This window comes from Oscillibacter sp. GMB15532, from assembly GCF_041020825.1.
Taxonomy (GTDB): domain Bacteria; phylum Bacillota; class Clostridia; order Oscillospirales; family Oscillospiraceae; genus Oscillibacter.
The window spans coordinates 211,304-233,455 of record NZ_JBEVTO010000007.1 but is presented as its reverse complement, the minus strand read 5'-3'; the positions used below and the strand labels follow the sequence as shown (position 1 = coordinate 233,455).

Genomic DNA, 22,152 nt, shown 5'->3' with positions numbered 1-22,152 from the left:
TACCTGTGAAAAACCGCCCCGGCTTTTGAGCCGGGGCGGTTGGGTTTGTAGTCTGAGGGGAAATTACTCCGCTGCTGCAAGGGCCTTTGCCTCGGCAATGGCCTTCTCCTGCGCGGCGGGAGGGCAGTCTTCATACCGGGCGAAGTCCAGTGTGAACCGGGCGCGGCTCTGGGTCATGGACCGCAGATCGATGGCATAGGTGCTCATTTCGCCCATAGGGACCTCGGCCACAACCTCCGTCTCGCCTTCTCCCGTGGGGTTGGTGCCAAGGACGCGGCCGCGGCGCTTGTTGAGATCGCCCATCACGTCGCCGGTGAAGTTGTCGGGCACGAAGACGCGCAGCTCGCCAATAGGCTCCAGCAGCACGGGGTTCGCCTGCTCCAGACCCGCTTTGAACGCAAGGCTGGCGGCGGTTTTAAACGCCATTTCGGAGGAGTCCACCGGATGATAGGAACCGTCCACCAGCGTGGCCTTCAAAAATACTACCGGGTAGCCTGCCAGCGGGCCGTGAATGCAGCTTTCCCGCAGGCCCTTTTCAACGGCGGGGAAGAAGTTTCTCGGCACGGAGCCGCCGAACACGTTCTCCGCAAAGACCATCTCCTCGCTCTCGCTCTGCGGTGCAAACTCAATCCACACGTCGCCAAACTGACCATGTCCACCGGACTGCTTCTTGTGGCGGCCCTGCACCTTCACGGTCTTGCGGATTTTCTCGCGGTATGCCACCCGGACGGGAGAAAGCACGGTTTCCACGCCGAAGCGGGACTGGAGCTTTGCCCGTAGCACATCCAGCTGAATATCGCCGGTGCCAGAGAGGACCAACTGGTGCGTCTCGGCATTGTTGATGAGGGAGAAAGTCAAATCCTCCTCGCCCAGCTTGAAAAGGCCGCCGGCCACCTTGTCGTCCTGCCCCCGGGTCTTGGGGGCGATGGCCTGCGCATAGCAGGGGATGGGAAACGGAATGCCAGTGAGATTCACCACCCGCTTGGCGGTGCACAGGGTATCCCCTGTTTTCACCTTTTCCATTTTGGCTACCGCAGCAATATCGCCGCAGCACACTTCCTTGACCTCCACGGCCTTTTTGCCCTTCATGGTGTACAGGTGGCCCAGCTTCATGGCCTCGCCGGTGCGGGCGTTGGTCAGCGTCATATCCGCCGTAATCTTGCCGGAAATCACCTTGAAATAGGAGTACCGGCCATACTGGTCGGAGGTGGTCTTGAACACAAAGGCATAGGGGTCGCCGGTTTCCGTCAGGTCAATTTCCACCTGATTGCCGTCGCCGTCGGTGCCCTTGCGGTTGGGGATTTCCACCGGGTTGGGGAACAGCTTTGCCACCGTATCCAGCACGGTTTGGGTGCCCATGCCGGAAAAGGCGCTGCCGCACATGACGGGGCAGAGAATCAAATCTCGCACGCCCGCGTGAAGGCCCTCCAGCAACTCTTCCTGCGTGAAGGGGTCGCCGTTGAAGAATTTCTCCATCTTATCTTCGCTGGTTTCGGCGACGGACTCGCAGAGCTGCTGATAAAAATTCTCCACAACCTCCGCCTTATCGGCGGGAATGGGGATTTTCTCCCGGCGTCCGTCGGGTTTCAGGGCGTATGCCTTTTTGTAAACCACGTCGATCAGCGCTTCGATTTTCTTGTTCTCGTCCCACATGGGCATCATGGTGGGGCACACGGCCCGGCCGAACTTTTCACGGAGGGATTCCCACGCGCCGTTAAAGTCGCCGCCCTCTTCATCGGTTTTGGAAATGTAAATGGCCCGGGGCATATTCCGTTCCTGAAGATATTTCCATGCCTTCTCGGTGCCCACGGAAATGCCGCCCTTGGCGGAACAGACGATGATGCCAGCGTCCGCCACACGGAGCGCCTCCAGCACCTCGCCGGAAAAATCAAAATAACCCGGAGTGTCGATCACATTGATCTTCACACCCTTGAATTCGATGGGAGCGATGCTCAAAGAGATCGTAATTTTCCGCTTAATCTCTTCGGGATCATAGTCGCAGGTCGTATTTCCATCGGTCACCTTACCGAGACGGTCCGTGCCGCCGGTGAGAAACAGCATGGACTCCACCAGAGAGGTCTTGCCGTTTCCGCCGTGGCCCAGCAGGCAGATATTGCGAATGTCCTTTGCAGTCATATGTTTTGTACTCCCTTCGATTTGTTGCTTGGGCAGAAAACCCGAAAAATCGCTCCATACGCCATGAAATGCGTAGTATGGCCGTTAAAAGCATTATACAATGATTTGACGGTTAGCACAACGCCGGATTTGTCCAGACCCCTATTTTTGGTGGCCTGCACAAGAAAGAAAGTAAAGAATTTACATTTCCATTCCGTTAAAAGCGAAAGCCGCGGCCCCGATTTGGGGCCGCGGCAAACATTTTTCTATCAGGAGGCAAAGGAGAGGTGGAACCTTGCTCCTGCGTCGCCCATAAATGCGACCAGTCCGCCCTCGGGCAGCTTCACGGAGCCGTCGTCCCACAGGAAAGAGGAAGCAACCACGCTGCCCTTGGCGTCGTAGACATAGAAGCCCGCGTTTTCGGGCAAGGTGACGGTCATGGTTTTGCCCACGTCCTTCTCCGCCACCGTGTACCACCGGGCATAGCCGTCGGGCTGAATGGTAGAGTAGGACGCGCCGGTTCCGGTAAAGAGATTTTTCAGGCCGCTGTCCATTAGATAAGGCGCATTGCCAATCCATAGGAGATTTCCCTCCACCGTCATGCTGTTGGTGTCCCGGCCAATGGGCAGGTCGTACACCAGCTCCGTGGGGCTGGCAATGCGATAACCCCCCACGTAGCCCGGGACATACTGCGCTCCCTGCTGCATGGCGGCAGTTTGGGAGGAATCGGACAGGGCCAGATATAGCTGGGAGGTATACTTTTCTGTCAGGGGCACTGCATTCATCGTCAGCAGCGCGTCCCACGCGGCCTGAGTTTCTGCAGAGACGGAATTTTCCGGCATCTTTACCATCAGATAGTCGCTGGTGGGTAGAATTCCAAGTCCGGGAAGAGGTGTGTAGTTCTGCTGATAGAGATAGGTATAGCCATTGCTCTCGCGCACCAGTTTCACCGCCACCGCGTTGCTCTCGTCCCGGAAGGAACCGTCACTGTAATAGGTCAGCGTCTGATCCGGAACGCCCGCAAGAGTCATCTGGCGGAGAAGCAGTTTTCCGTCAGTGGAAACGGTGATCTGCACCTGCTGGCTAGTGGTTCCGTAGTACCCGGACTCCTTCACCAGCGTCTGGGGCATGGCGGAGACAGTCGCGGCGGGAAGTGCCGGGGCTGTTTCGTCCACGTCCACGCCCTTTTCTTTCAGTGCGCTGATCAAAAGCTGGGCGGCGGCCAGCTCATTGTAAACCGACACGCCTCCGGCGGAAACCACCGCGGCCGCCAGATTGTATTCCGGCAGGACCAGCAGCGCCGCGTGATAGCGCAGGGTGTCCCCGCCCTTGACAAGGCACTGAATGCCATTTTCGGCAAAGGGCGCAAACTCCACCGCGTCCCAGCCAAGGCCAAAGCTTACAAGGCCCAAAGGCTCGTCAGGCCAGATGCCCCGGTCGTATTCCGGCGCGGCCATGGCGGTGGTGGACTTGGCAGAGAGCAGGGATGTTCCCGTAAGAGCGCCGCCGAAAGAGGCCAAATCACCGGCGGTGGCGTACAGTCCGCCTGCGCCCACAATGCCAAGGCTCTCGACGGGCAGCTCCCGGGAATCACCGGCAGAGGCATAGGTAGGGGCCAGAGTGCTCTTGGAAAACGAATCCTGCGGAGCAAAGGTGCTTTTCAGACCCAGAGGAGACAGAATTTCGGCGCGCACATAGTCCATGAAGTCCTTGCCGGAAACGGCTTCCACAATCAGCTCCGCAAGGGTAAATCCGTCGTTGCAGTAGGCGGAAAAGGCGCCGGGATCGGCTTTCAGTTTTTGGGTGGAAAGACGCTGCAAAAGATCGGTTGTTGCCTGCTGGTCGTCGTCGTCAAACAAAAACGCGTTGCCCAAGGAGGTTCCCGCAAGGCCGGAGGAGTGGTTCAGCAGCATCCGCACTGTAATTTTGGTGTAGCGGGAATCCGCCATTTTAAAGTCTTTTAAATAGGTGGTCACGGGAGAATCCAGATTGATTTTACCGGCTTCCACCAGCTTCATCACCGCCACGGTGGTGTAAATCTTGCTGATGGAACCAATGCCGTAAAGGTCCCGACTTGTGGAAGCAAAGGTAGGTATGGAATTAGTGGGCGTTTTGTCGCCGCCCAAAGCAGCAGTGTAGGAAATCTTACCCTCGTCCCACAGCGCATAGGAGATACTGTCCGCAAGCCCATACTTCTGGGCGGCTTCGACGGCTGCCGAATCCGCAGCCTGCCGCTCTGCTGACAGAGAGGAAGACGCTGCCGCTGCGGGCAGAATCAGGCTCGCGGTCAGGGCAAGGGCCAGCATGGCGCTCCCCAGCTGTTTTCTAAATGTACAATTCATAGTTTGTTCCTTTCCGCCCCGATGGGCGTCCATATTGTATCGGTTACCGTATGCGCTTCAAAGCGCGTGGAAATCAGGCAAGCTTTTGCCGCTTCCGCAGACGCAGGGAGAGCACCGCCAGACAAATTCCCACCGCGCCGCTGATAAAGCAAAACAACAGCATAGCGTTCACTCCGGCCCCGTCGATCATAGCTCCGGCAATCAGGTTGCCCAGCACGCCGCTCAGGCCGTTGGTCGCCACCATTTTCAGGGATTGGCCCTGCACCCGGTCCTCCGGTAGCACGTTTTCATTGGCGAAATAGACATTGCCGGGGTTAAACAGTCCATAGCCCAACATCTGGACCGGCTGCAAAAGCAGCAGCAGCCGCAAATCGCCGCACAGGAAGAAAAGAAGAGGCTTTGCCGCCATAAAAATCACCGAGGCAAGCATCACCTTTTCAATGCCAACCCGTTTCCACAGCCATTGAAATAAAATGGCTCCCGGCAGCTCCGACGCGGCCATGAGAAACAGCGCAAGCCCCAGATCGCCGCTGTCGCCGCCCCGGTCCTCCACCAGATTTACAAGAAAGTTCACGATGGGCATGACCGCCATCAGCGCGAAAAAGCCCGCGCCCAGCATGGCGGTAAACGCCGGGTTGTGCTTTAAAATGTACAGCGGGGAATGAGGCTCCGTTCTGGTTCCCTCCGGTCCGGTGGACCGGGGAAAGGCGGGAAAGGCCGCCAGAGCCAACAAGATCAGCAGCACCAGCGCCCCATGGGTCGTCAGTGCGGATTCCACGCCGAAGCGCTGGGCCTGCCGCCCCACCAGAATGGATATTCCGGCATAGGAAAAGGCGCCCAGTCCCCTGCCCAGACTGTATCGCACGTTCACGCCCGCGTTTAAAAACTGCATGGACATGGAGTCGATCAGAGGATAAGAATTCGTCTCCAGCGCACCCAGCGCCAGAAAAATCAATGCCGTGCAAAAAAAGCCGGGGCGGGTAAAATAAAATATACCGTGGATTGCCAGTGCCACCAGCATGCACCCGCCAAACAGGTGCTTGAGCGGTACGTCGGGATGCCGGTCGGCCCACGCACCCAAAAGCGGCTGTGAAAAGATGCCTGCAAGGCAGCCCAGCGCAATAAACACGCCTGCCTGTCCGCTGGAAAAGCCGCGGTTCAGGACAATGGCCGTCTGATACCCGGTAAAGGCGGCCATCATGCCCCAGAACCAGATCTGGAGCATAAAATACGCCGCGTTGACCCGTAGCGAGGAGGGCAGGCGCGCTGCGCTCATTGTACGTCCCCCGTAAGGTATCCCAGCAGCGGTTCAAATTCCACACCCTCCCGCATGGGAAGCTCGGCGGCGGCAGTCCGCTCTGCGCAAGCCCGGACAAACTTGGCCGCCAGCATAGCGGCGGCGGTCAGCGATTTCTCCTGCATCAGCGCCCCGGTGAGAACTGAGGCAAACACGTCCCCGGTGCCGTGGAACTCGTGGGCCACAAAGTCGGTCTGCACCGGCTCGGCCCGCCCGGTTTTCGCGTCAAAGCACATGGCTCCCGTCATTCCCGGCGACATGGACACGCCGGTGAGCACCACAGAGCGCTTTCCATCCAGGCTCAGGCGTTCCACCGTCTCCCGGGGGGAGGGAAGCTCCCCGAAGGGCAGCTTCAGCAGCAACGCCGCCTCGGTAAGGTTTGGGGTAATCACGTCGGCAAGGCGGGCCAGCCGGGCCATCCCGTCACACATCTCGGGGGTGTAGGTCTTGTAGACCATTCCATGGTCCCCCATCACGGGGTCTACCACCGTCAGGGTGTCGGGCTGGCGGAAGTCGTAAAAAAACTCCTCCACCACGCCGATTTGCCGGGCGCTGCCCAAAAAGCCGCTGTAAATCGCGTCAAATTGCAAATCCAAAGACTTCCAGTGGGCGGCGGCGCGGGTCATCTCGTCGGTCATGTCCAGGAAGGTAAAGCCTTGAAAGCCGCCGGTGTGGGTGGAGAGAAAGGCGGTGGGCAGTGGGCAGCACTGGGCCCCCATGGCGGACAAAATGGGCAGTGCCACAGTGAGGGAGCACCGTCCGAAGCCGGACAGGTCGTGGATGGCGGCGATACGGGGCGTAGACATGGCGTACCTCTTTTCTTCTCTCAAATGGGTGAGAGCGGCTGTCTTTCCTATTTAGTATACGGCAAATTTGCCTATTGTTCAAGAGGAGGAATCGTGGTAGAATATGCACTGGATGGCAGACCGATTTTAAGCGGCGTTTTTTGGTAAAAGCGGGCACTGCCTGTTTTTGTAAATGCGAGTCAAGCAATAAGCTCCGCCTCGGGGTTCCTCCCCGTGTAAAAATATAGGGAAAACTGAATATGCGCCTGTGATGGAATTGGTAGACATGCAAGATTTAGGTTCTTGTGTCGCGAGACGTGTGGGTTCGAGTCCCTTCAGGCGCACCAAAAACAAAAGGTAAAAAAGATTTATTGCTTACAAAGCCAGTAAATCCAAGCCTTTCAAGAGCTTCCACGATGAAAAGTGGAAGCTCTTTTTTCGTAGATTTATTGGGGTAAAAGCTTCACTCTGACAGGACTCAAACCTACAAGTAAAAACATTCATGAGCAGCGCCCTTTTTAGTACAGAGCGAAATGAAAAAGGGCGCCACTCAAAATACAATCAGATGAACAAGCTGAAATCAAAAAGGGCTCCGATTTTTAAGGCTGAATGAAAGCCGATAAAGTTAGCGCCCTTTTTTTATATATACACCAAAATCACATTAAATTTGAAAGCATTAGAAGGCCGGAGAATCGGAGTGCAGGAATGCACTTTTATTCTCCGGCTTTTTTGTTTTCTGGAAAGGAAAGGTCATGCTGGTACACTATAAAAGAAATAAACAAACCGCCTGCTACGATTCAAACAATCTCTCCACTGTAGGTAGAATACCCCCGGCTGAACGGCCATGCGGTCCATTTCAAAGCTGTGGCGGCTGCCCATACCCGTCCCACGGCTTCATCTGCTACAGCGCTGAGGGAGATTGCCTTAGAACGGATATGCAAAAAACTGCAAAACGCAAGGAAGGTGCAAGATGAAACATGGAAACTGATTTAACAAAGAGGTATCCGATCAAATCAAGGTACTGCTGCTGTATAACGCCATGAAAAAGTGGTGCGACGGAGCTGTTTTTGTGTAATCACAAACCAATATTTACAGGGAGGTATTCAAATGAGCGTTAACGCCAGAAAAGAAGAATATGAACACATAGAATTGTTTGGAAAGCCAGCACTTTTCACCAATTCCCGCATCGACCGAACCACGGTGCCGGTGGGCTTTTACTGCTACGATTTGCGCGGCTCCGACTATGATCCAGGCAGGCCGGTGAGCATAGAAAATAAGGTTACCGTTAACCACGCCGGAGCCGTTTTGACACCGGAGCCGGTCACTATCTCCAAGGAGGGTTTCCGCAGGCTGCGGGACAACATCAATTTCCTCGGTGAGTCCCTGACTCTCGCAGACTTCTGTGATGAGCACAAAATCACTCTCGCATCCGAATTATCCAATCCAGATGAGTCAGGCGTGAAGATGGGAGGAATGACACTTGGATAAAGGAAAAATCTTTGAAGTAGAACTCAGCCGGTGGAACCCTTCCGGTGCAAATCCGTCGGCACAAATCGCACTCCCCGCCACACCCTATGAGCTGGCGGATGCGTTGGAAAAAGCAAGAATTACCGGAGATACCGTCTATTCCGCGGAGGTTTTAAGCTGCAAGCTGGACTATCTGCCGCAATTTATCGCCCCCGATATCAATCTGTATGAGCTGAATCACCTCGCCCAGCGGCTGTCTTCCCTAAGTGCATGGGAACTGGACTGCTTCGAGGGCATGGTGATGATGGATGCCGTTCAGACTCAATACGCTCCCATATCAGTGGAGCGGCTCATCAATATGACACACAGCACCGAGCATTGCCAGATTGCCTATGAAGCTCATGACGATCCGTCTCTCGGCAAATTTTATGCGGATAATGATTTTGTACCGGCACTGGAAAGGGTATCGGATGAAGTCTACGAATATCTGGACTTCGCCAAAATCGGCAGAGAGATGCGCGAGGGTGAGGGCGGCGTGTTCACGCCCCATGGCTATGTAGTGCAGAACGGCGAGATTGCCTCCGAATACCACAGCGTCGATACCAGAACCCTTGACAAGCCGGATTATGCCGTGCTTCTCCAAGTAACCAAGGGGCATTTTAATGATCCCGCCTATGACAACGAAACGGTTGTCTTCCTCAAGCTCCCTGCCGGGGATGCGGCGCTTTTGCAGGCGGTTGATGCTGTCGGAGCCGCCTCCCCGGAGGAATGTGCATTTTCGGCGGAGGACTGCATGGCGCCAAGCCTCACTGAAAAAATCAGCGACGTTCTGTATGCATCTGAGGGCGACTGCTATGGGCTGGTGAATGAGCTGGCAGAGCAGCTCCGGCAGCTTGAAACGGACAACCATCTGCTGACCTACAAGGCAATGCTGGCGGAAGCTCCCGGTGATATATCTTTGGAAGAAGCCCTTGACCTTGCGTTTATGACAGAGGAATTTGAGCTTTTGACTGATACTGCCTCTCCCGCTGAGTACGCAAAAGTGGAAATCCAGCGAATGCTTTCTTTGGCAGGTGATAACGGACTGAGCCTGTTCTGTAATCTGGATAACTACGGGCGGTATCTTTTGGAGCAGCGTGCCACTGCCGAAACCGAATACGGGCTGCTGGAGCCGCAGAACGGCATGACGGTGGACCAATGCCTCAACCGCCCCGGACAGAGTCTTGGCATGGAAATGAAATAGCAAATCTTTGTTGGGTTTTGGTATAGCTATTCTCATGAAGCTGTGGCATTGTGTTGTGCTGAAGGGAGGCGAAGAAGATGGACGAGAAGCTCATGGACTTGCTGGATATGGCTCTGGCGGAGCGGTTTCAGCTTGTATATTCCGCCCTGCGTGAATCAGACCCTCAGGCGGAGAAACTGGCACAGGAACTAATTTCGCTCAGTGACAGCATCCAGAACAGCTTTGAAATCAGTCAAGGTATAAAAGACAGAATTGAGTATTATCTGAGTCAAAATTCGGATTTAGAGGTAACGTTTCAAAAGCATCTGTACATTCAGGGCGCCAAGGACTGCGTGGCAGTGTTAAGAGAGCTTGGCGTAATCAAGTAGCGCAGGCAGAGACGCCTGCGCTTTTTTAGACCCCACATTAAAACAGGGCCGTTTCCCCAACAGGAGGCGGCCCTGTTTTTTTGCGCCCTTTTTTGCCTTTCTGGGGAAACGGCCGGAAAGGAGGACCCATGCAGAAAGAACAGCTTGCAGAGCATCTGCGCCGGTATCACCGCGGTGCGGAAAACGCGGTCATCAGCCGTGAGCTGGAATGTACCTTCCACGTTTCCGGCAAGGAGCTGCGGGATCAGGTCAATGCCCTGCGCCGGGAGGGTGTTCCCATTGCCAGCGACCAGAACGGGTACTTTTACGCGAAAACCGAAGCCGAGGTACGCCTGACCATCCGGCATATGAGAAACCGCATCAGCGGAATCAGTGCTGCCATCACCGGCCTTCGGCGTTCCCTTGCAGCCTTTGACGATACGCAGATACGTCTGCCGCTGGAAGGAGGTGATGACTCCTGAACAGCTTCATGTCCTGGATCGGCGGCAAGAAATCCTTGCGTGAGCTGATTGTCACCCTGTTTCCCCTCTATTATGAGCGGTACATTGAGGTGTTCGGCGGAGGCGGCTGGGTGCTTTTCCACAAGCTGCCCGGCAACGATTTTGAGGTCTACAATGACTTCAACGGTCTGCTGGTGAACCTCTACCGCTGTGTGCGGGAGAAGCCGCAGGAGCTAATGGCGGCGCTTGCCTACTGCCTCAACTCCCGCGCGGATTTCGAGCTTGTGAAAAACGCCCTCGCCCGCGATTCTCCCGCATCGGATGTGCAAAAAGCGGCGTGGGTTTACCAGCTTATCCGCTACAGCTATGCGTCGGGGCTAACCAGCTACGGTAGCCAGCCCCATGATATCCGCAGCAATTTCCCTCTCATCGAGCAAGCCCACCGGCGGCTTGCCAAGGTGGTCATCGAAAACAAGGACTTTGAGAAGCTCATCGGGCAGTATGACCGCCCTGTCAGCTTTTTCTACTGCGACCCGCCGTATTTTGAAACCGAAAGCTATTACAAAAACGTGGGCGAGGACGGCTTCACGGAAAAAGACCATATCCGCCTGCGGGATGCCCTGCTGCAGATCGGCGGCAAATTTCTGCTGTCCTACAACGACTGTGAATTTATCCGCAGCCTCTATGACGCACCGGGCATCCAGACGGAAGCCTTTACCCGCATTAACAACATCAAGCAGCGTTATGACAATGGGGCGCAGTTTCCTGAAATCCTCATTGCCAACTACGATCTGCATGAGCGTGAGAAAAACGCCCCATCACAGCTGAATCTGTTTGGGGAAGGAGGCTTCATGGAGTAGAAAAAGCGCCCTTGGCACAGCCTTGCGTGAAAAACAAAATTAATACTTGATTGGAGGAACCCTTTTTTATGAAAAAGAATCAAATGCCCCAAATCGGCCTACCGGCCGATGCCTGTGAACGGTCCGGCTTCACCGACAAGGATACGCTGGAGCTTCATGCCGGACAGAACGCCCTTGTATTTATGAAGGACAAAATGACGGCGCTGGAGGTGGCGAACGCCATCCAGAGTCTCAGCGCCCTTGCCGCCGATCTGACCGTCGTTCTCGCCTCCGCCTGCGGACTGTGCGACAACTGCGGCGAGGGCTGCGCAGATGACTGCCCTGCCGGATGCGTTTCCGCTTGCTCTCTCTGCCATGATCTGCTGGATGAAAGCCAGACTGTCCGCATCCCCGGCTATCTGCTGGAGGAAGCGGGTATCCCCGCCGACGCCAAGCTGGAAGCCTATACGGACGAGGACAGCGGCGAAATCACGGTGGTGGAGGCCGATATCCAGCAGGATATTACCGATGTGCCGCCCGGTATTCTCGCCGTGCTGGCCCAAAGCGGCGTGTGCCTTGCGGAGCTGGATGAGCTGATTATGCTGGACAGCATCATCTACGGCAACTAACCTGTCTTGGATTCCCAACACACAATCCGGGAGGTGAGCATATGCCGGGAATCACCCTGAAGAACGGCCTCATTTCCTACTACGGAAACCCGGCCGGATATACAGAAAAAGAAAAAGCGGTGGTGGACAGCATCTTTCAAAATGACGAGCTGACCGCATGGCTCAAAAGCCGCAGCCTGACCCCGCAGTGGACGGACGGCGTGATGGAACGGCTTGCCGCGGGGGAACGAATGGGCGGCATGAATGAGTCCGCCGCACCGCTGAAAAATGTGCGCGTCTGGCAGCTGAAGCCGGAAACGGATGTGTATAGGAAGTTTATCTCTTATGAGGAAACGGTGCGGCAGTTTGGAGAGCCGTCCCGGGAGCATTACCGGGTCGCCTATGACGGGCAGCTTGACACCAACGATCTCGAAGCCATCTACACAAGGTGCAACGTGAATCACCCGCCTGGCTATGACGGACACTCCCTGTCCATGTCCGATGTGGTGGAGCTGTATGACGCAGAGGGCAGCGAATTCCACTACTGTGACCGCTTCGGATTTCAACAAATCAGCTTCGGGGAACCGGAGCAAACCCAAACCATGGGCATGAGCATGTAGACAGCCAGAAGCTGTTTTTTTCATGCCCTCATTTTATGAAGGAGGCCAAAATGAAAAGTCTATTTTGCAAGCTGAAGAACAAGCTCGGTGCGGCTGCTGTGAAAAGCCGCTCCATTCTCGCAGGGAATGCCGGGGACGGCTACATTGACACCGCGATCAAAATCCTGATTGCAGTGGTTTTGGGCGCTTTGCTCCTCGCGGGGCTGTATGCCCTGTTCGGGGAAACGGTGCTCCCCACCCTGACCGAGCGCATCAAGGAGATGTTCAACTACGCCGGTTAACTGTGCCGGAAATCTTGTGAAGGAGGAAAAAACCATGCCTAAGAACACGACACCGGCCGCACCCAAGTACGATGTGAAAATCCACTCCATCCGTCCGGAGGGCAGCTGCAAGGCCACCGCCTCGGTCAATGTCTACGGCGATTTTGCCGTGCGGGGCATCAAAATTATGGAGGGCTCTAAAGGGCTGTTTATCTCCATGCCAAGCTATAAGGCCGGAAACGGCGAGTACAAGGATATCTGCTTTCCCTGCACCAAGGAGGCCAAGGCAGAGTTTGACAAGGCGGTCCTCGGCGCTTATCAGCAGACGCTGACCCAGGGGCAGACCGCCGCGCAGAAACAGGAATCCTCCGCCCAGCAGGAGCAAGGTCAGCCCGTCATGGGCGGAATGTAGGAGGCGCTTATGAATAAGAAAATGAAACGGCCGCTGTGCCTTGCCCTCACTGTCTGCCTTGTGCTTTCCCTGCTTGCGGGCAGCGCCTATGCGGTAAACCGGTATTTTGAGGATGCCAAGGGGCATTGGGCGGAGGAAGCCATTCAGATCCTGACGGAAAAAGGCGTCATCAGCGGCTACCCCGACGGGCTGGCGCACCCGGATGAAATCATCACCAGAGGGGAATTCGCCGCCTTGGTTGCCAGAACCATGGAGCTGCCGGAGCCGGAGGAAAGCGAGGTCACCCTTCGCTTCACCGACATTGCCGGACATTGGTCGGAGCAGGATGTTGAGGCGCTCATTATTGCGGGAATCATCCAAAAGGACGATTTCGGCACGAAGTTTTTACCGGATCAGCCCATCACCCGCATGGAGATGATCCGCATGCTGGTGCGTGCCATCGGCAAGGGCGAGCATGACGCCTCCTGCTCCTGCGTCACCGGCTTTTCCGACGACGATACGCTTTCCGAATCGGACAAATCCAGCATCTGCACCGGCAAGGAATACGGTATCGTAGACGGCTACCCGGACGGCACGGTCAAGCCGGACGGAAAGGCCACCCGCGCCGAAGCCTTTGAAATGCTGGTGGATACGGAAAAGGCCAAAGAAAAAATCAAGAAGGAAGAACCGCCCAAGCCGACTGTTCCCACCAAGCCGGAGGATAAGCCCTCCGATGGGAATTCCGGCGGGGGCAGTTCTGGCGGCAGCAGTTCCGGTGGCGGTTCTTCCTATGTTCCCGCCCCGCAGTTTTCATTTACACTGCCCAAAACCGCGTATACTGCCGATGAAATTGAAATCAAGCCGGAAAGCCGGTATGTAAGCGATTTGACATGGTCAGCCCTGAAAAACGATCTGCCTGCCGAGCTTTCAGAGCTGACAGACGGTACCCTTGACCACAACGGCGGTAAAGTGAAATTTATGCAGACCGGCAGCATCACCCTGATTGCCACGGCCAAAAACAGCCGGGGCGTCACGGTGACCCATGAGCAGACCATCAGCATCTACCCGGTTGTGACGGCGGCGTTCGCTCTGCCCGAAACCACCCATACCGACAAATCCGTGGCGGTGAAGCTGATGACCGAAAACCTCGGTACCAATGCGGTGGTATGGTCGCTCGAAAAGGATGGCACTGCCGTCGATATCGAAACGGCTCTCACCGGAACGCTGGATTCCACCGGCGGCACGGTGCTGTTCAAGGAAAAGGGCGTATACAAGCTGACCGCCTCGATTACGGATGAGCTGGGCAAGGTTATCACCGCACAGGATAGCATCACGGTCTACCCGGTAGCGGAGGTCAAGCTGACACTCCCAACCGTTTCTCATACGGATAAAACCGTGGCGCTCAAGACAGAAACAAAAGAAACGGACGGCCTCACAGTGGCCTACACCCTGACCCGGAACGGCGAGCCTGCCGAAACCGACACATGGATCGAAGGAAATCCTGCTGACGGTAGCATCCGATTCAAGGAAAAAGGTGTGTATGCGCTGACCGCCTCTGTCACCGACGATACCGGCAGAGTGTTTTCCGATACCGCCCATATTACCGTCTACCCGGTAGGTTCGGCGGGCTTCTATCTGCCGGAAATCTTCCACACCGACAGCACCGTGATGGTGGAGGCAGTGTTCGGGGAAATCGGCAGCCATACCGCAAATTGGACGCTGCTCCGTGACGGAAAAGAAGTATCCCTCACCGATGCGGTGGAGGGTACGCTGGGCAACAGCGGCGGTGAGCTGAAGTTTCATGCCAAGGGCAGCTATGTTCTGAAAGCGGAATTCACCGACGACGGTGGCAGAACCTACCGCTACGAGCAGGGCTTCAAGGTGTATCCTGTGCCTGCCGTCAGCTACAGCCTGCCGGAGTATGTTCACACCGATACGGATATTGCGGTCAAAACCGAAACCACTGATTTGGACGGCCTCACCGTCGAATGGCTGGTGGACAACACCTACGGATTTCAGGACTGGCCGACCTATGTGGACGGAACGCTCACAAACGGCGGCGGCACGATCCGCTTCAAACGGGCCGGTGTCTATGAGCTGGCAGCCAGAGTCACCGATGAAACCGGCCGTGTATTTCTGTACGAAAGCCATGACAAATGCGAGGTTCTGCCTGTGCTGACCATCGGCTTTGAGCTTCCCGAATTTGCCTATACCGATACCGCCATCGACCTCAGAACCCACGGCAACAATCAGGTTCTGCCGGTGGAGTGGTCCGTCAGCAAGGACGGCAAGAGCATTCCGCTCTCCGAGGCGTTTGACGGCAGCCTCACCCCCCAGGGCGGCAAGATTACCTTTAAGGGCGACGGCGAGTATGTTCTCACCGCTGCCATGACCGATTACCTGAAACGCAGATATTCCCACAGCGAAAACATTCGCATCCACCCTGTGGTGCAATATGCATTTACCATGCCGCAGGCTGTTCACTACGGCACGGAGTTTGAAGTTGCCGCAAAGGATGTCCGGCACCTCGGCAGCTATTCCGTTGTATGGACACTACAAAAGGACGGCAATCCCTCACAGTATCAGGGCACCCTCGGCAATGACGGCGGCAAAATCGCTATCCATGACACCGGCACATTTACCCTGACCGCCTCTATCACCGACAGCGAAGCGCGTGTCACCACCCATTCGGAACGCATCACGGTCACCAACACCGCGCCGAATGTCCCTGTGGTAGAAGCCGTACCCACCCGTACCGCCAAGGCCGGCAAGTTTCTTGTGAACATCACCGCCAGTGCCACAGACCCCGATGGGGATGCGGTGACCTTGGAGTATGCGGATACTGCGGCCGACAGCTATTATGCGCCGGGTACTCACACCATAAAAGTTCGTGCCAAAGACATTGCCGGGGCGTATTCTGCGTGGACGGAAAAGACCTTCACCGTGACCAATGCCGCGCCAACCGTTATCCTGACCGCCGAGCCGACCCGCACGGCGAAAGATGGCAAATTCCTCGTCAATATCAGTGCAAAGGCAGCGGATACGGACGGTGACGCCACCACGCTGGAATGGGACAACAAGGCGGCGGATGGCTACTATGCGCCCGGTACCCATACCGTAAAAGTTCGTGCCAAGGATATCGCCGGGGCGTATTCCCCATGGACGGAAAAGACCTTCACCGTGACCAATGCCGCGCCCACCGTAACCCTGACTGTCGAGCCGACCCGCACGGTGAAAGATGGCAAATTCCTCGTCAATATCAGTGCAAAGGCAGCGGATGCGGACGGCGATACCACCATGCTGGAATGGGATAACAAGGCGGCAGACAACTACTATGCGCCCGGCACCCATACCGTAAAAGTCCGTGCCAAGGACATTGCCGGAGCATATTCCCCTTGGACGGAAAAGACCTTCACCATCACCAGCTCCGCGCCTACGGTTACCTTGACTGCCACTCCGACCCGTACAGCCCAAAGCGGCAAATTCCTTGTGAATATCAGCGCAACAGCCTCTGACTCGGATGGCGATCCCACTACACTGGAATGGGACAACAAGGCGGCGGACGGCTACTATGCCGTTGGCACGCACACCGTCCGTGTTCGCGCCAAAGATGCTACCGGGCTGTATTCCGATTGGGTATCCAAGACCTTTACCGTGGCAAACTCCGCCCCGACAGCGCCGATGATTACCCGAACGCCGAACGGCAACAGTGTGGCACCGGGAACGCCGGTCACCATCACGGCAGCCAGCTCCGACCCGGACGGCGACCCAGTCACCCTGATTTGGGAGGGCAGAAACGCCGAAACCCAGACCTACCCCCGCGGAAAGAACATGGTGCGTGTCAAGGCGGTGGATTCCGCAGGCGCCGAGTCCCCGTGGGCCGCTATCGTTTTCTTTGTGGCGGATTCCAACGGCGGCGGTGGCATGACGCTCACAGGCCCGGATTCCGTGATCATGGAAAACGGCATCGAAGGCGCCACCATCACCGAATACACCTTTACGGTGCCGCCCGTCAGCGGGCACAGCGGCTCCGACTTCGGCAGGGTGCGCGGCTACAACAAGCTGACCGGCCAGTGGGATCAGCTGGACTACGGCACCACCTCCAACGGCATCACCTTCACCCGTACCCTCGGCGCAGGCGTATACACGCAGCTGGAGTTTTATTATTATACCAACCACTCGTGCATGTACAACAAATCCAACATCACCTACTCGGTGACGTACCACTTTGAATAAGGGGGAACATCCATGAAGCATCTCATTTGCAAGCTGAAAAGCAAGGCGGTCATGACCGCCGCCAGAACCCGCCGCGTCCTTTCCGGCAGCCGCGGGGACGGATACATTGACACCGCCATCAAAATCCTGATTGCCGTGGTCTTGGGCGCTCTGCTCCTTGCGGGGCTGTATGCTCTGTTCGGGGAAACGGTGCTGCCCACCCTTGTGCAGCGCATTAAGGAAATGTTCAACTATGCAGGCTGATAGCACCCTTCAGGCGGTGCTTTTTTTCTGTCTGCTGCTGGCGGCTTCTGTGTGGGATCTCCGCAAGCGGATTATCCCGGACAGCATCTGCCTCCTGATTGCACTGACGGGGCTGATTGATTTCAGCCCCGTCAATCTTTTAGGCGTCCTTGCGGCACTGCCCCTGCTGCTTGCCGCCCTGTACAAGCCGGAGGGCATCGGTGGCGGGGATATCAAGCTCACAGCCGCCGCAGGCATGGTGCTGGGCTTTGTGGGATGCACGGCCGGGCTGCTGCTCGGCCTGACGGCATCCCTCTTTTTTTATCTCATAAACCAGCTCATCAGACGGCTTCGCAAGCTGGAGCCGCAGAAAGCGTCACAGGCATCTCTGCCTATGGCGCCGTTTTTGTCCCTCGGCTTTCTTGCCGTAACCATTTCAAAAATTTTAGGAGGAATTGTCTCATGAAAAAAATCCATATCAGCAGAAAAAAGGCCCTCGTCGCTGCCGGTATCGCCGCCGTTACGCTGGCCGCCGCCCTGATCCCCAAGGCTGTGAAAGCAGTGAAACACCGCAGATACAGCTCCAGTTTCTAAAATCACCATGAAATCAAGGAGGAAAAATCTATGAGCCTTTTCAAAAACCGCACGGTGGTCGGAGTGATCTGCATTCTTTTGTCCCTGCTTATCTGCTTCGGCGTGACGCCGCTGTTTAACCAGTCGGTCAGCCAGAAAACCGAAATCGTCCGCGTCGTGAAGGAAATCAAGGCAGGCGAGGAAATCACCAAGGAGATGGTGCAGACCGCGGAAGTGGGCGGCTTCGGACTGCCCGAAAATGTTCTTCGCCAGAGCGAATCCGTTGTGGGCAAGTACGCCACCGCCGATCTTTCCGTTGGTGACTATATCTTAAACACCAAGCTATCCGACACCCCGGCGGCAGAAAATACCTACCTGTACAACCTGGACGGCACCAAGCAGGCCATGTCGGTCACCATCAAGAGCTTTGCCAACGGACTGTCCGGCAAGCTGGAAAGCGGCGATATTGTGTCGGTGATCGCCCCGGATTACAAAAAGCAGGGCTCCACCGTGATCCCCGCCGAGCTGAAATATGTGGAGGTCATCGCCGTCACCGCAGGCAGCGGCTATGACGCCAACCAGCGTGACGCTGGACCCGATTCGCCTTCGGCGGAGAATGAAAAAGAACTTCCTGCAACCGTGACCCTGCTGGTATCCCCCGAACAGAGCAAGGTGCTGGCAGAGCTGGAATCGGACGGCAAGCTCCACCTGTCCCTTGTTTACCGCGGCACACCCGCCAACAGCGCCAAGTTTATCGAGGCGCAGGACAAGGTCGTTGCGGCACTGTATCCCGCGGAGCCGGTGCAGGACAGCGCTCCTGAATCTCAGGAACCGGAGGAAAGCACTGCATCCGAAGCGCCTGCGGAAAGCGAGGTGCAGTGATGCTGAACTTTAAGAAAAAGGGCATCTTCACCCGCCAAGTGCCAAAGGAGGATGCCTCGCCGGAGCAGGAGCCGCAGGAAGGAATCCTTGCCGTTTGGGGCTCCCCCGGCAGCGGAAAGACCGTCACTGCCGTGAAGCTTGCAAAGCACCTTGCCGACCGGAAGAAAAACGTGGTGCTTCTTCTCTGCGATATGACCGCCCCCATGCTGCCCTGCATCTGCCCGCCCTCGGAGCTTCAGGGCGAGCATTCACTGGGCAGTATTCTTGCCGCCGCCCATGTGACGGAGCCGCTCATCAAGCACAATCTGGTGACGCTGAAAAAGCACAAATACCTCACCGTCCTCGGCATGAAAAAGGGTGAGAACGAGTACACCTACCCGCCCTATGAGCAGACTCAGGCACAAGAACTTCTGGATAATCTGCGAAAAATCGCCCCTTTCGTGGTGGCGGACTGCGGCAGCTATATCGCCAACGACATCCTTTCCGCCGTGGCGCTCATGGAGGCCGACAGCGTCCTGCGCCTTGCAAACGCCGATCTGAAATCCGTAAGCTATCTTTCCAGTCAGCTCCCATTGCTCCGGGATTCCAAATGGGATGCGGAGAAGCAGTACAAGGTTGCCGGGAACGTGAAGCCCCGGCAGGCCGGGGAGCAGATCGGACAGGCGCTGGGCTCCGTAGCCTTTACCCTGACCCACTCGCCGGAGCTGGAGGAACAGTACCTTGCCGGGAATCTGCTGGCAGATTTGTCCTTAAAGGACAGCCGCCAATTCCGCAAGGAAATAGAAAAAATTACAAGGGAGGTATTTGGTATATGAAAAGCTATCGTTCCAAATCCCCCTCGGAGAGCATGGGGGGCACACGGGGGGAACTGGTTCCCACCCGTGAGGCGCACTGTGAGCAAAGCGAACCATGCAGCTTTCGCAAAAGCTGCGCGCGCCAAAAGGAGGTGTTCGGCATATGAAGTTGGGCAAAAAACGAAGCGCACCGGCATTTCAGAATAAGGCGGCACGCACAGAAAAAAACGGCAGTCATCCGTTATCCACAGAACCAGAGCTGATCACCGAAGTCGGAAATACCTCCGAACCCACGGCTGAGAGGTTTGCAAACTTGCAGTTCGGTTCCGATGTGGATGTTTTGAATCCGCCGGATGAGCAGGAAGCCGCGCCGTTGCGTGACAACCGCACGCTGCGTGCGCATGGTCTGTTCTTTACCCCGGAAACGGAGGGAAAGGATTTCTCCTCGGTGCTTGCCGAGGTGCAGGAGTACATCTCCGAACATTACAGCACCCTCATCACCGCAGGCGGCGAGGATGCCAAGGCGCAGCTCAAACGCTACATCACCAAGTACGTCCAGGACCGCCGTGTCTCGGTAAACGGCATGAGCGGCGGCAAGCTGGCGGACGCCCTCTACACCGAAATGGCGGAGTTTGGATTTCTGACCAAATACATCTTCGGGAGCGGCATTGAGGAAATTGACATCAATTCGTGGAAAGACATTGAGGTGCAGTATTCCGACGGCCGCACCGTCAAGCTGGAGGAACGCTTTGAAAGCCCCCAGCACGCTGTCAATGTGATTCGAAGGATGCTCCACATCAGCGGCATGGTTTTGGATAACGCCAGCCCCATCGTGTTGGGGCATCTCAGTAAAAATATCCGTATTGCCGTCTTGAAAAGCCCCATTGTGGACGAGGATGTGGGTGTGGCGGCCTCCATCCGTATCGTAAACCCGCAGAGCATGAAAAAAGAGGACTTTGTCCGAAGCGGCACGGCGACAGACCCTATGCTGGACTTTTTATCCCTTTGTGTCCGTTACGGCATCTCGGTCTGCGTGGCGGGCGCCACCAGCTCCGGTAAAACCACCGTGGCAGGCTGGGTGCTGACCACCGTACCGGACAACAAGAGAATCTATACCATTGAAAACGGCTCCCGTGAGCTGGCTCTCGTCAGAGAAAAGGACGGAAAGGTGGTCAATTCGGTCATCCACACCCTGACTCGTGACAGCGACAATGACCGCCAGCGCATCGACCAGACCAACCTTTTAGACTATGCCCTCCGTTTCAACCCGGACATCATCGTGGTGGGCGAGATGCGCGGCGCGGAGGCAAACGCGGCGCAGGAGGCCGCCCGAACCGGCGTGGCGGTGCTGACCACCATCCACTCCAATTCCTGCGAAGCCACCTATCGCCGCATGGTGTCCCTGTGCAAGCGCGCCGTGGATATGTCCGATGCGACCCTCATGGACTATGTCACCGAAGCCTATCCCATTGTGGTGTTCTGCAAGCAGCTGGAAAACAAGCAGCGCCGCATGATGGAGATTCAGGAATGCGAAATCCTGCCCGACGGCACAAGGCGTTTCCGCCCGCTGTTCCAGTATGTCATCACCGAAAACCGCATGGAGGACGGCAAATTCATCATTGAGGGGCACCACGAGCAAGTCAATACCATCTCGGACAGCCTTGCCAAGCGGCTTCTGGAAAACGGTATGCCGCAGGCGGTCATTGAGAGCCTGAGGAGAAAGGAGGCACAAATCGCATGATGACGGTACTGTTAATCGCCTGCATTGGAATGATTGCAGGCTCTTTTATTTTGCTTGGGCTGACACCCATGGCGTTTACAACCGCCATCTTCGGCAGGCTGACTGATCAGCCCAAAGCCCTCCGGGATGAGGTCAATGAAACCATCCGCAGGAAAAAGAAATCCTATCTGCGCCGGGAGCTTGCCGAGGTGCAGTCTATCCTCAAGGTCACCGGCAGATCGGCACGCTTTCCCATGCTCTGTGCCTTGTCCCTGCTGTTCTTTGCCGTGGGCGCGTCCGTGGCCGTGATGCTCTCGAACTTTTTTCTGGTTCCTGTCATGGCGGCGGGCTGTATGCTCCTGCCGTTCTGGTGGGTGAAGCTCACGGCCAGCCACTTCAAAAAGGACATTGCGGCGGAGCTGGAAACGGCGCTCAGTATCATCACCACGGCCTACCTCCGAAACGAGGACATTCTGACGGCGGTGGAGGAAAATCTCCCGTACCTGAACCCGCCGGTGCTGTCGGTATTTCAGAGCTTTGTGTCCCGTGTGCGGCTGGTTGACCCCGATGTGACGGCGGCGCTCCATGATGTGAAAATGAGAATTGACAACACGGTGTTTCAGGAATGGTGCGACGCCCTCATTGCCTGTCAGCACGACCGCAGCCTGAAAACCACCCTGACGCCTATTGTCAGCAAGCTTAGTGATATGCGGGTGGTCAACGGTGAGCTGGAAACCATGGTGTTCGAACCGAGAAAGGAATTCATCACCATGGTGGTCCTTGTCATAGGCAACATTCCGCTCCTGTATTTTTTGAATCAGGACTGGTACCACACCCTGATGCATACCCCGCTGGGGCAGGTAATCCTGACCATCTGCGCTGCCGTGATTTTCATTTCCACGGCGTTTGTGATCAAGCTCACCCAGCCCATCGAATATCGAAGATAAGGA

General features: G+C 56.2%; 22 protein-coding genes and 1 tRNA gene. 19 read left to right on the top strand and 4 right to left on the bottom strand.

All coding sequences use genetic code 11. From position 1 onward, the window contains the following. Positions 1 to 63 precede the first annotated feature (63 nt). The 4 genes from ABVS15_RS10465 to ABVS15_RS10450 all read right to left on the bottom strand — a co-directional run bounded on the left by ABVS15_RS10465 (position 64) and on the right by ABVS15_RS10450 (position 6,560). Complete coding sequence (locus ABVS15_RS10465; protein ID WP_369283614.1) at positions 64 to 2,136, bottom strand: elongation factor G; 2,073 nt, start codon at positions 2,134 to 2,136, stop codon at positions 64 to 66. A gap of 248 nt (positions 2,137 to 2,384) precedes the next feature. Next, positions 2,385 to 4,457 (bottom strand): serine hydrolase domain-containing protein, encoded by a 2,073-nt coding sequence (locus tag ABVS15_RS10460; protein ID WP_369283613.1) that lies wholly within the window; start codon positions 4,455 to 4,457, stop codon positions 2,385 to 2,387. A gap of 73 nt (positions 4,458 to 4,530) precedes the next feature. Beyond that, complete coding sequence (locus ABVS15_RS10455) at positions 4,531 to 5,733, bottom strand: MFS transporter (protein WP_369283612.1); 1,203 nt, start codon at positions 5,731 to 5,733, stop codon at positions 4,531 to 4,533. Continuing rightward, positions 5,730 to 6,560 carry a pyridoxamine kinase gene (locus tag ABVS15_RS10450; protein WP_369283611.1) on the bottom strand — a complete coding sequence of 277 codons (831 nt, stop codon included), beginning with the start codon at positions 6,558 to 6,560 and terminating at the stop codon, positions 5,730 to 5,732. The genes ABVS15_RS10455 and ABVS15_RS10450 overlap by 4 nt, the downstream gene beginning before the upstream one ends. 241 nt (positions 6,561 to 6,801) lie before the next feature. On the opposite strand from ABVS15_RS10450, the gene ABVS15_RS10445 reads away from it, so the two are divergent. The 19 genes from ABVS15_RS10445 to ABVS15_RS10355 all read left to right on the top strand — a co-directional run bounded on the left by ABVS15_RS10445 (position 6,802) and on the right by ABVS15_RS10355 (position 22,149). Continuing rightward, a tRNA-Leu gene (locus ABVS15_RS10445) sits at positions 6,802 to 6,886 on the top strand. A 760-nt stretch (positions 6,887 to 7,646) separates the two neighbouring features. Next, positions 7,647 to 8,027, top strand: a complete 381-nt coding sequence (locus tag ABVS15_RS10440) for an LPD28 domain-containing protein (RefSeq protein ID WP_018214032.1) — start codon at positions 7,647 to 7,649, stop codon at positions 8,025 to 8,027. Continuing rightward, on the top strand, positions 8,020 to 9,249 hold the full coding sequence (locus tag ABVS15_RS10435) for an antirestriction protein ArdA (protein WP_018214031.1): 1,230 nt from the start codon (positions 8,020 to 8,022) through the stop codon (positions 9,247 to 9,249). The genes ABVS15_RS10440 and ABVS15_RS10435 overlap by 8 nt, the downstream gene beginning before the upstream one ends. Before the next feature lie 77 nt (positions 9,250 to 9,326). After that, positions 9,327 to 9,617 (top strand): hypothetical protein, encoded by a 291-nt coding sequence (locus ABVS15_RS10430; protein WP_018214030.1) that lies wholly within the window; start codon positions 9,327 to 9,329, stop codon positions 9,615 to 9,617. A gap of 128 nt (positions 9,618 to 9,745) precedes the next feature. Next, positions 9,746 to 10,078, top strand: a complete 333-nt coding sequence (locus ABVS15_RS10425) for a hypothetical protein (RefSeq protein ID WP_026184158.1) — start codon at positions 9,746 to 9,748, stop codon at positions 10,076 to 10,078. 8 nt (positions 10,079 to 10,086) lie between these two features. Then, positions 10,087 to 10,917 (top strand): DNA adenine methylase, encoded by an 831-nt coding sequence (locus tag ABVS15_RS10420; protein ID WP_018214028.1) that lies wholly within the window; start codon positions 10,087 to 10,089, stop codon positions 10,915 to 10,917. A 68-nt stretch (positions 10,918 to 10,985) separates the two neighbouring features. Then, entirely contained in the window at positions 10,986 to 11,525 is a 540-nt protein-coding gene (locus tag ABVS15_RS10415; protein ID WP_018214027.1) for a hypothetical protein, read from the top strand. Positions 11,526 to 11,566: 41 nt separating this feature from the next. Then, complete coding sequence (locus tag ABVS15_RS10410; protein WP_018214026.1) at positions 11,567 to 12,124, top strand: YodL domain-containing protein; 558 nt, start codon at positions 11,567 to 11,569, stop codon at positions 12,122 to 12,124. A gap of 50 nt (positions 12,125 to 12,174) precedes the next feature. Further along, the gene (locus ABVS15_RS10405) at positions 12,175 to 12,405 is read left to right on the top strand and encodes a DUF6133 family protein (protein ID WP_018214025.1); all 231 of its coding nucleotides are present in this window, start codon (positions 12,175 to 12,177) and stop codon (positions 12,403 to 12,405) included. A gap of 34 nt (positions 12,406 to 12,439) precedes the next feature. Further along, positions 12,440 to 12,796, top strand: coding sequence for a SpoVG family protein (locus ABVS15_RS10400; protein ID WP_018214024.1), 357 nt, complete (start codon positions 12,440 to 12,442; stop codon positions 12,794 to 12,796). Between the two features lie 9 nt (positions 12,797 to 12,805). Beyond that, positions 12,806 to 17,011, top strand: a complete 4,206-nt coding sequence (locus ABVS15_RS10395) for an S-layer homology domain-containing protein (RefSeq protein WP_369283610.1) — start codon at positions 12,806 to 12,808, stop codon at positions 17,009 to 17,011. A gap of 12 nt (positions 17,012 to 17,023) precedes the next feature. Continuing rightward, positions 17,024 to 17,254: a DUF6133 family protein gene (locus tag ABVS15_RS10390; RefSeq protein WP_018214022.1), complete on the top strand. Its 231-nt coding sequence runs from the start codon at positions 17,024 to 17,026 to the stop codon at positions 17,252 to 17,254. Beyond that, a complete protein-coding gene (locus tag ABVS15_RS10385; RefSeq protein WP_018214021.1) occupies positions 17,244 to 17,699 on the top strand; it encodes an A24 family peptidase in 456 nt (151 codons plus the stop codon). Before ABVS15_RS10390 ends, ABVS15_RS10385 begins: the two co-directional genes overlap by 11 nt. Continuing rightward, complete coding sequence (locus ABVS15_RS10380; protein ID WP_018214020.1) at positions 17,696 to 17,827, top strand: hypothetical protein; 132 nt, start codon at positions 17,696 to 17,698, stop codon at positions 17,825 to 17,827. The genes ABVS15_RS10385 and ABVS15_RS10380 overlap by 4 nt, the downstream gene beginning before the upstream one ends. A gap of 30 nt (positions 17,828 to 17,857) precedes the next feature. Further along, positions 17,858 to 18,688 carry a Flp pilus assembly protein CpaB gene (cpaB, locus tag ABVS15_RS10375; protein WP_018214019.1) on the top strand — a complete coding sequence of 277 codons (831 nt, stop codon included), beginning with the start codon at positions 17,858 to 17,860 and terminating at the stop codon, positions 18,686 to 18,688. After that, positions 18,688 to 19,503, top strand: a complete 816-nt coding sequence (locus tag ABVS15_RS10370; RefSeq protein ID WP_018214018.1) for an ATPase AAA — start codon at positions 18,688 to 18,690, stop codon at positions 19,501 to 19,503. Before cpaB ends, ABVS15_RS10370 begins: the two co-directional genes overlap by 1 nt. Continuing rightward, on the top strand, positions 19,500 to 19,649 hold the full coding sequence (locus ABVS15_RS10365; RefSeq protein WP_018214017.1) for a hypothetical protein: 150 nt from the start codon (positions 19,500 to 19,502) through the stop codon (positions 19,647 to 19,649). The genes ABVS15_RS10370 and ABVS15_RS10365 overlap by 4 nt, the downstream gene beginning before the upstream one ends. Then, positions 19,646 to 21,223 (top strand): type II/IV secretion system ATPase subunit, encoded by a 1,578-nt coding sequence (locus tag ABVS15_RS10360; RefSeq protein ID WP_128746470.1) that lies wholly within the window; start codon positions 19,646 to 19,648, stop codon positions 21,221 to 21,223. The genes ABVS15_RS10365 and ABVS15_RS10360 overlap by 4 nt, the downstream gene beginning before the upstream one ends. Continuing rightward, entirely contained in the window at positions 21,220 to 22,149 is a 930-nt protein-coding gene (locus ABVS15_RS10355; RefSeq protein ID WP_018214015.1) for a type II secretion system F family protein, read from the top strand. The genes ABVS15_RS10360 and ABVS15_RS10355 overlap by 4 nt, the downstream gene beginning before the upstream one ends. The last annotated feature ends 3 nt before the right edge of the window (positions 22,150 to 22,152 follow it).

What these genes read in the sequence shown, in the direction of transcription:
- ABVS15_RS10465 (WP_369283614.1), bottom strand. Translation starts at nt 2,136, where the DNA reads ATGACTGCAAAGGACATTCGCAATATCTGCCTGCTGGGCCACGGCGGA.
- ABVS15_RS10460 (WP_369283613.1), bottom strand. Translation starts at nt 4,457, where the DNA reads ATGAATTGTACATTTAGAAAACAGCTGGGGAGCGCCATGCTGGCCCTT.
- ABVS15_RS10455 (WP_369283612.1), bottom strand. Translation starts at nt 5,733, where the DNA reads ATGAGCGCAGCGCGCCTGCCCTCCTCGCTACGGGTCAACGCGGCGTAT.
- ABVS15_RS10450 (WP_369283611.1), bottom strand. Translation starts at nt 6,560, where the DNA reads ATGTCTACGCCCCGTATCGCCGCCATCCACGACCTGTCCGGCTTCGGA.
- ABVS15_RS10440 (WP_018214032.1), top strand. Translation starts at nt 7,647, where the DNA reads ATGAGCGTTAACGCCAGAAAAGAAGAATATGAACACATAGAATTGTTT.
- ABVS15_RS10430 (WP_018214030.1), top strand. Translation starts at nt 9,327, where the DNA reads ATGGACGAGAAGCTCATGGACTTGCTGGATATGGCTCTGGCGGAGCGG.
- ABVS15_RS10425 (WP_026184158.1), top strand. Translation starts at nt 9,746, where the DNA reads ATGCAGAAAGAACAGCTTGCAGAGCATCTGCGCCGGTATCACCGCGGT.
- ABVS15_RS10420 (WP_018214028.1), top strand. Translation starts at nt 10,087, where the DNA reads ATGTCCTGGATCGGCGGCAAGAAATCCTTGCGTGAGCTGATTGTCACC.
- ABVS15_RS10415 (WP_018214027.1), top strand. Translation starts at nt 10,986, where the DNA reads ATGAAAAAGAATCAAATGCCCCAAATCGGCCTACCGGCCGATGCCTGT.
- ABVS15_RS10410 (WP_018214026.1), top strand. Translation starts at nt 11,567, where the DNA reads ATGCCGGGAATCACCCTGAAGAACGGCCTCATTTCCTACTACGGAAAC.
- ABVS15_RS10405 (WP_018214025.1), top strand. Translation starts at nt 12,175, where the DNA reads ATGAAAAGTCTATTTTGCAAGCTGAAGAACAAGCTCGGTGCGGCTGCT.
- ABVS15_RS10400 (WP_018214024.1), top strand. Translation starts at nt 12,440, where the DNA reads ATGCCTAAGAACACGACACCGGCCGCACCCAAGTACGATGTGAAAATC.
- ABVS15_RS10395 (WP_369283610.1), top strand. Translation starts at nt 12,806, where the DNA reads ATGAATAAGAAAATGAAACGGCCGCTGTGCCTTGCCCTCACTGTCTGC.
- ABVS15_RS10390 (WP_018214022.1), top strand. Translation starts at nt 17,024, where the DNA reads ATGAAGCATCTCATTTGCAAGCTGAAAAGCAAGGCGGTCATGACCGCC.
- ABVS15_RS10385 (WP_018214021.1), top strand. Translation starts at nt 17,244, where the DNA reads ATGCAGGCTGATAGCACCCTTCAGGCGGTGCTTTTTTTCTGTCTGCTG.
- ABVS15_RS10380 (WP_018214020.1), top strand. Translation starts at nt 17,696, where the DNA reads ATGAAAAAAATCCATATCAGCAGAAAAAAGGCCCTCGTCGCTGCCGGT.
- cpaB (WP_018214019.1), top strand. Translation starts at nt 17,858, where the DNA reads ATGAGCCTTTTCAAAAACCGCACGGTGGTCGGAGTGATCTGCATTCTT.
- ABVS15_RS10370 (WP_018214018.1), top strand. Translation starts at nt 18,688, where the DNA reads ATGCTGAACTTTAAGAAAAAGGGCATCTTCACCCGCCAAGTGCCAAAG.
- ABVS15_RS10365 (WP_018214017.1), top strand. Translation starts at nt 19,500, where the DNA reads ATGAAAAGCTATCGTTCCAAATCCCCCTCGGAGAGCATGGGGGGCACA.
- ABVS15_RS10360 (WP_128746470.1), top strand. Translation starts at nt 19,646, where the DNA reads ATGAAGTTGGGCAAAAAACGAAGCGCACCGGCATTTCAGAATAAGGCG.
- ABVS15_RS10355 (WP_018214015.1), top strand. Translation starts at nt 21,220, where the DNA reads ATGATGACGGTACTGTTAATCGCCTGCATTGGAATGATTGCAGGCTCT.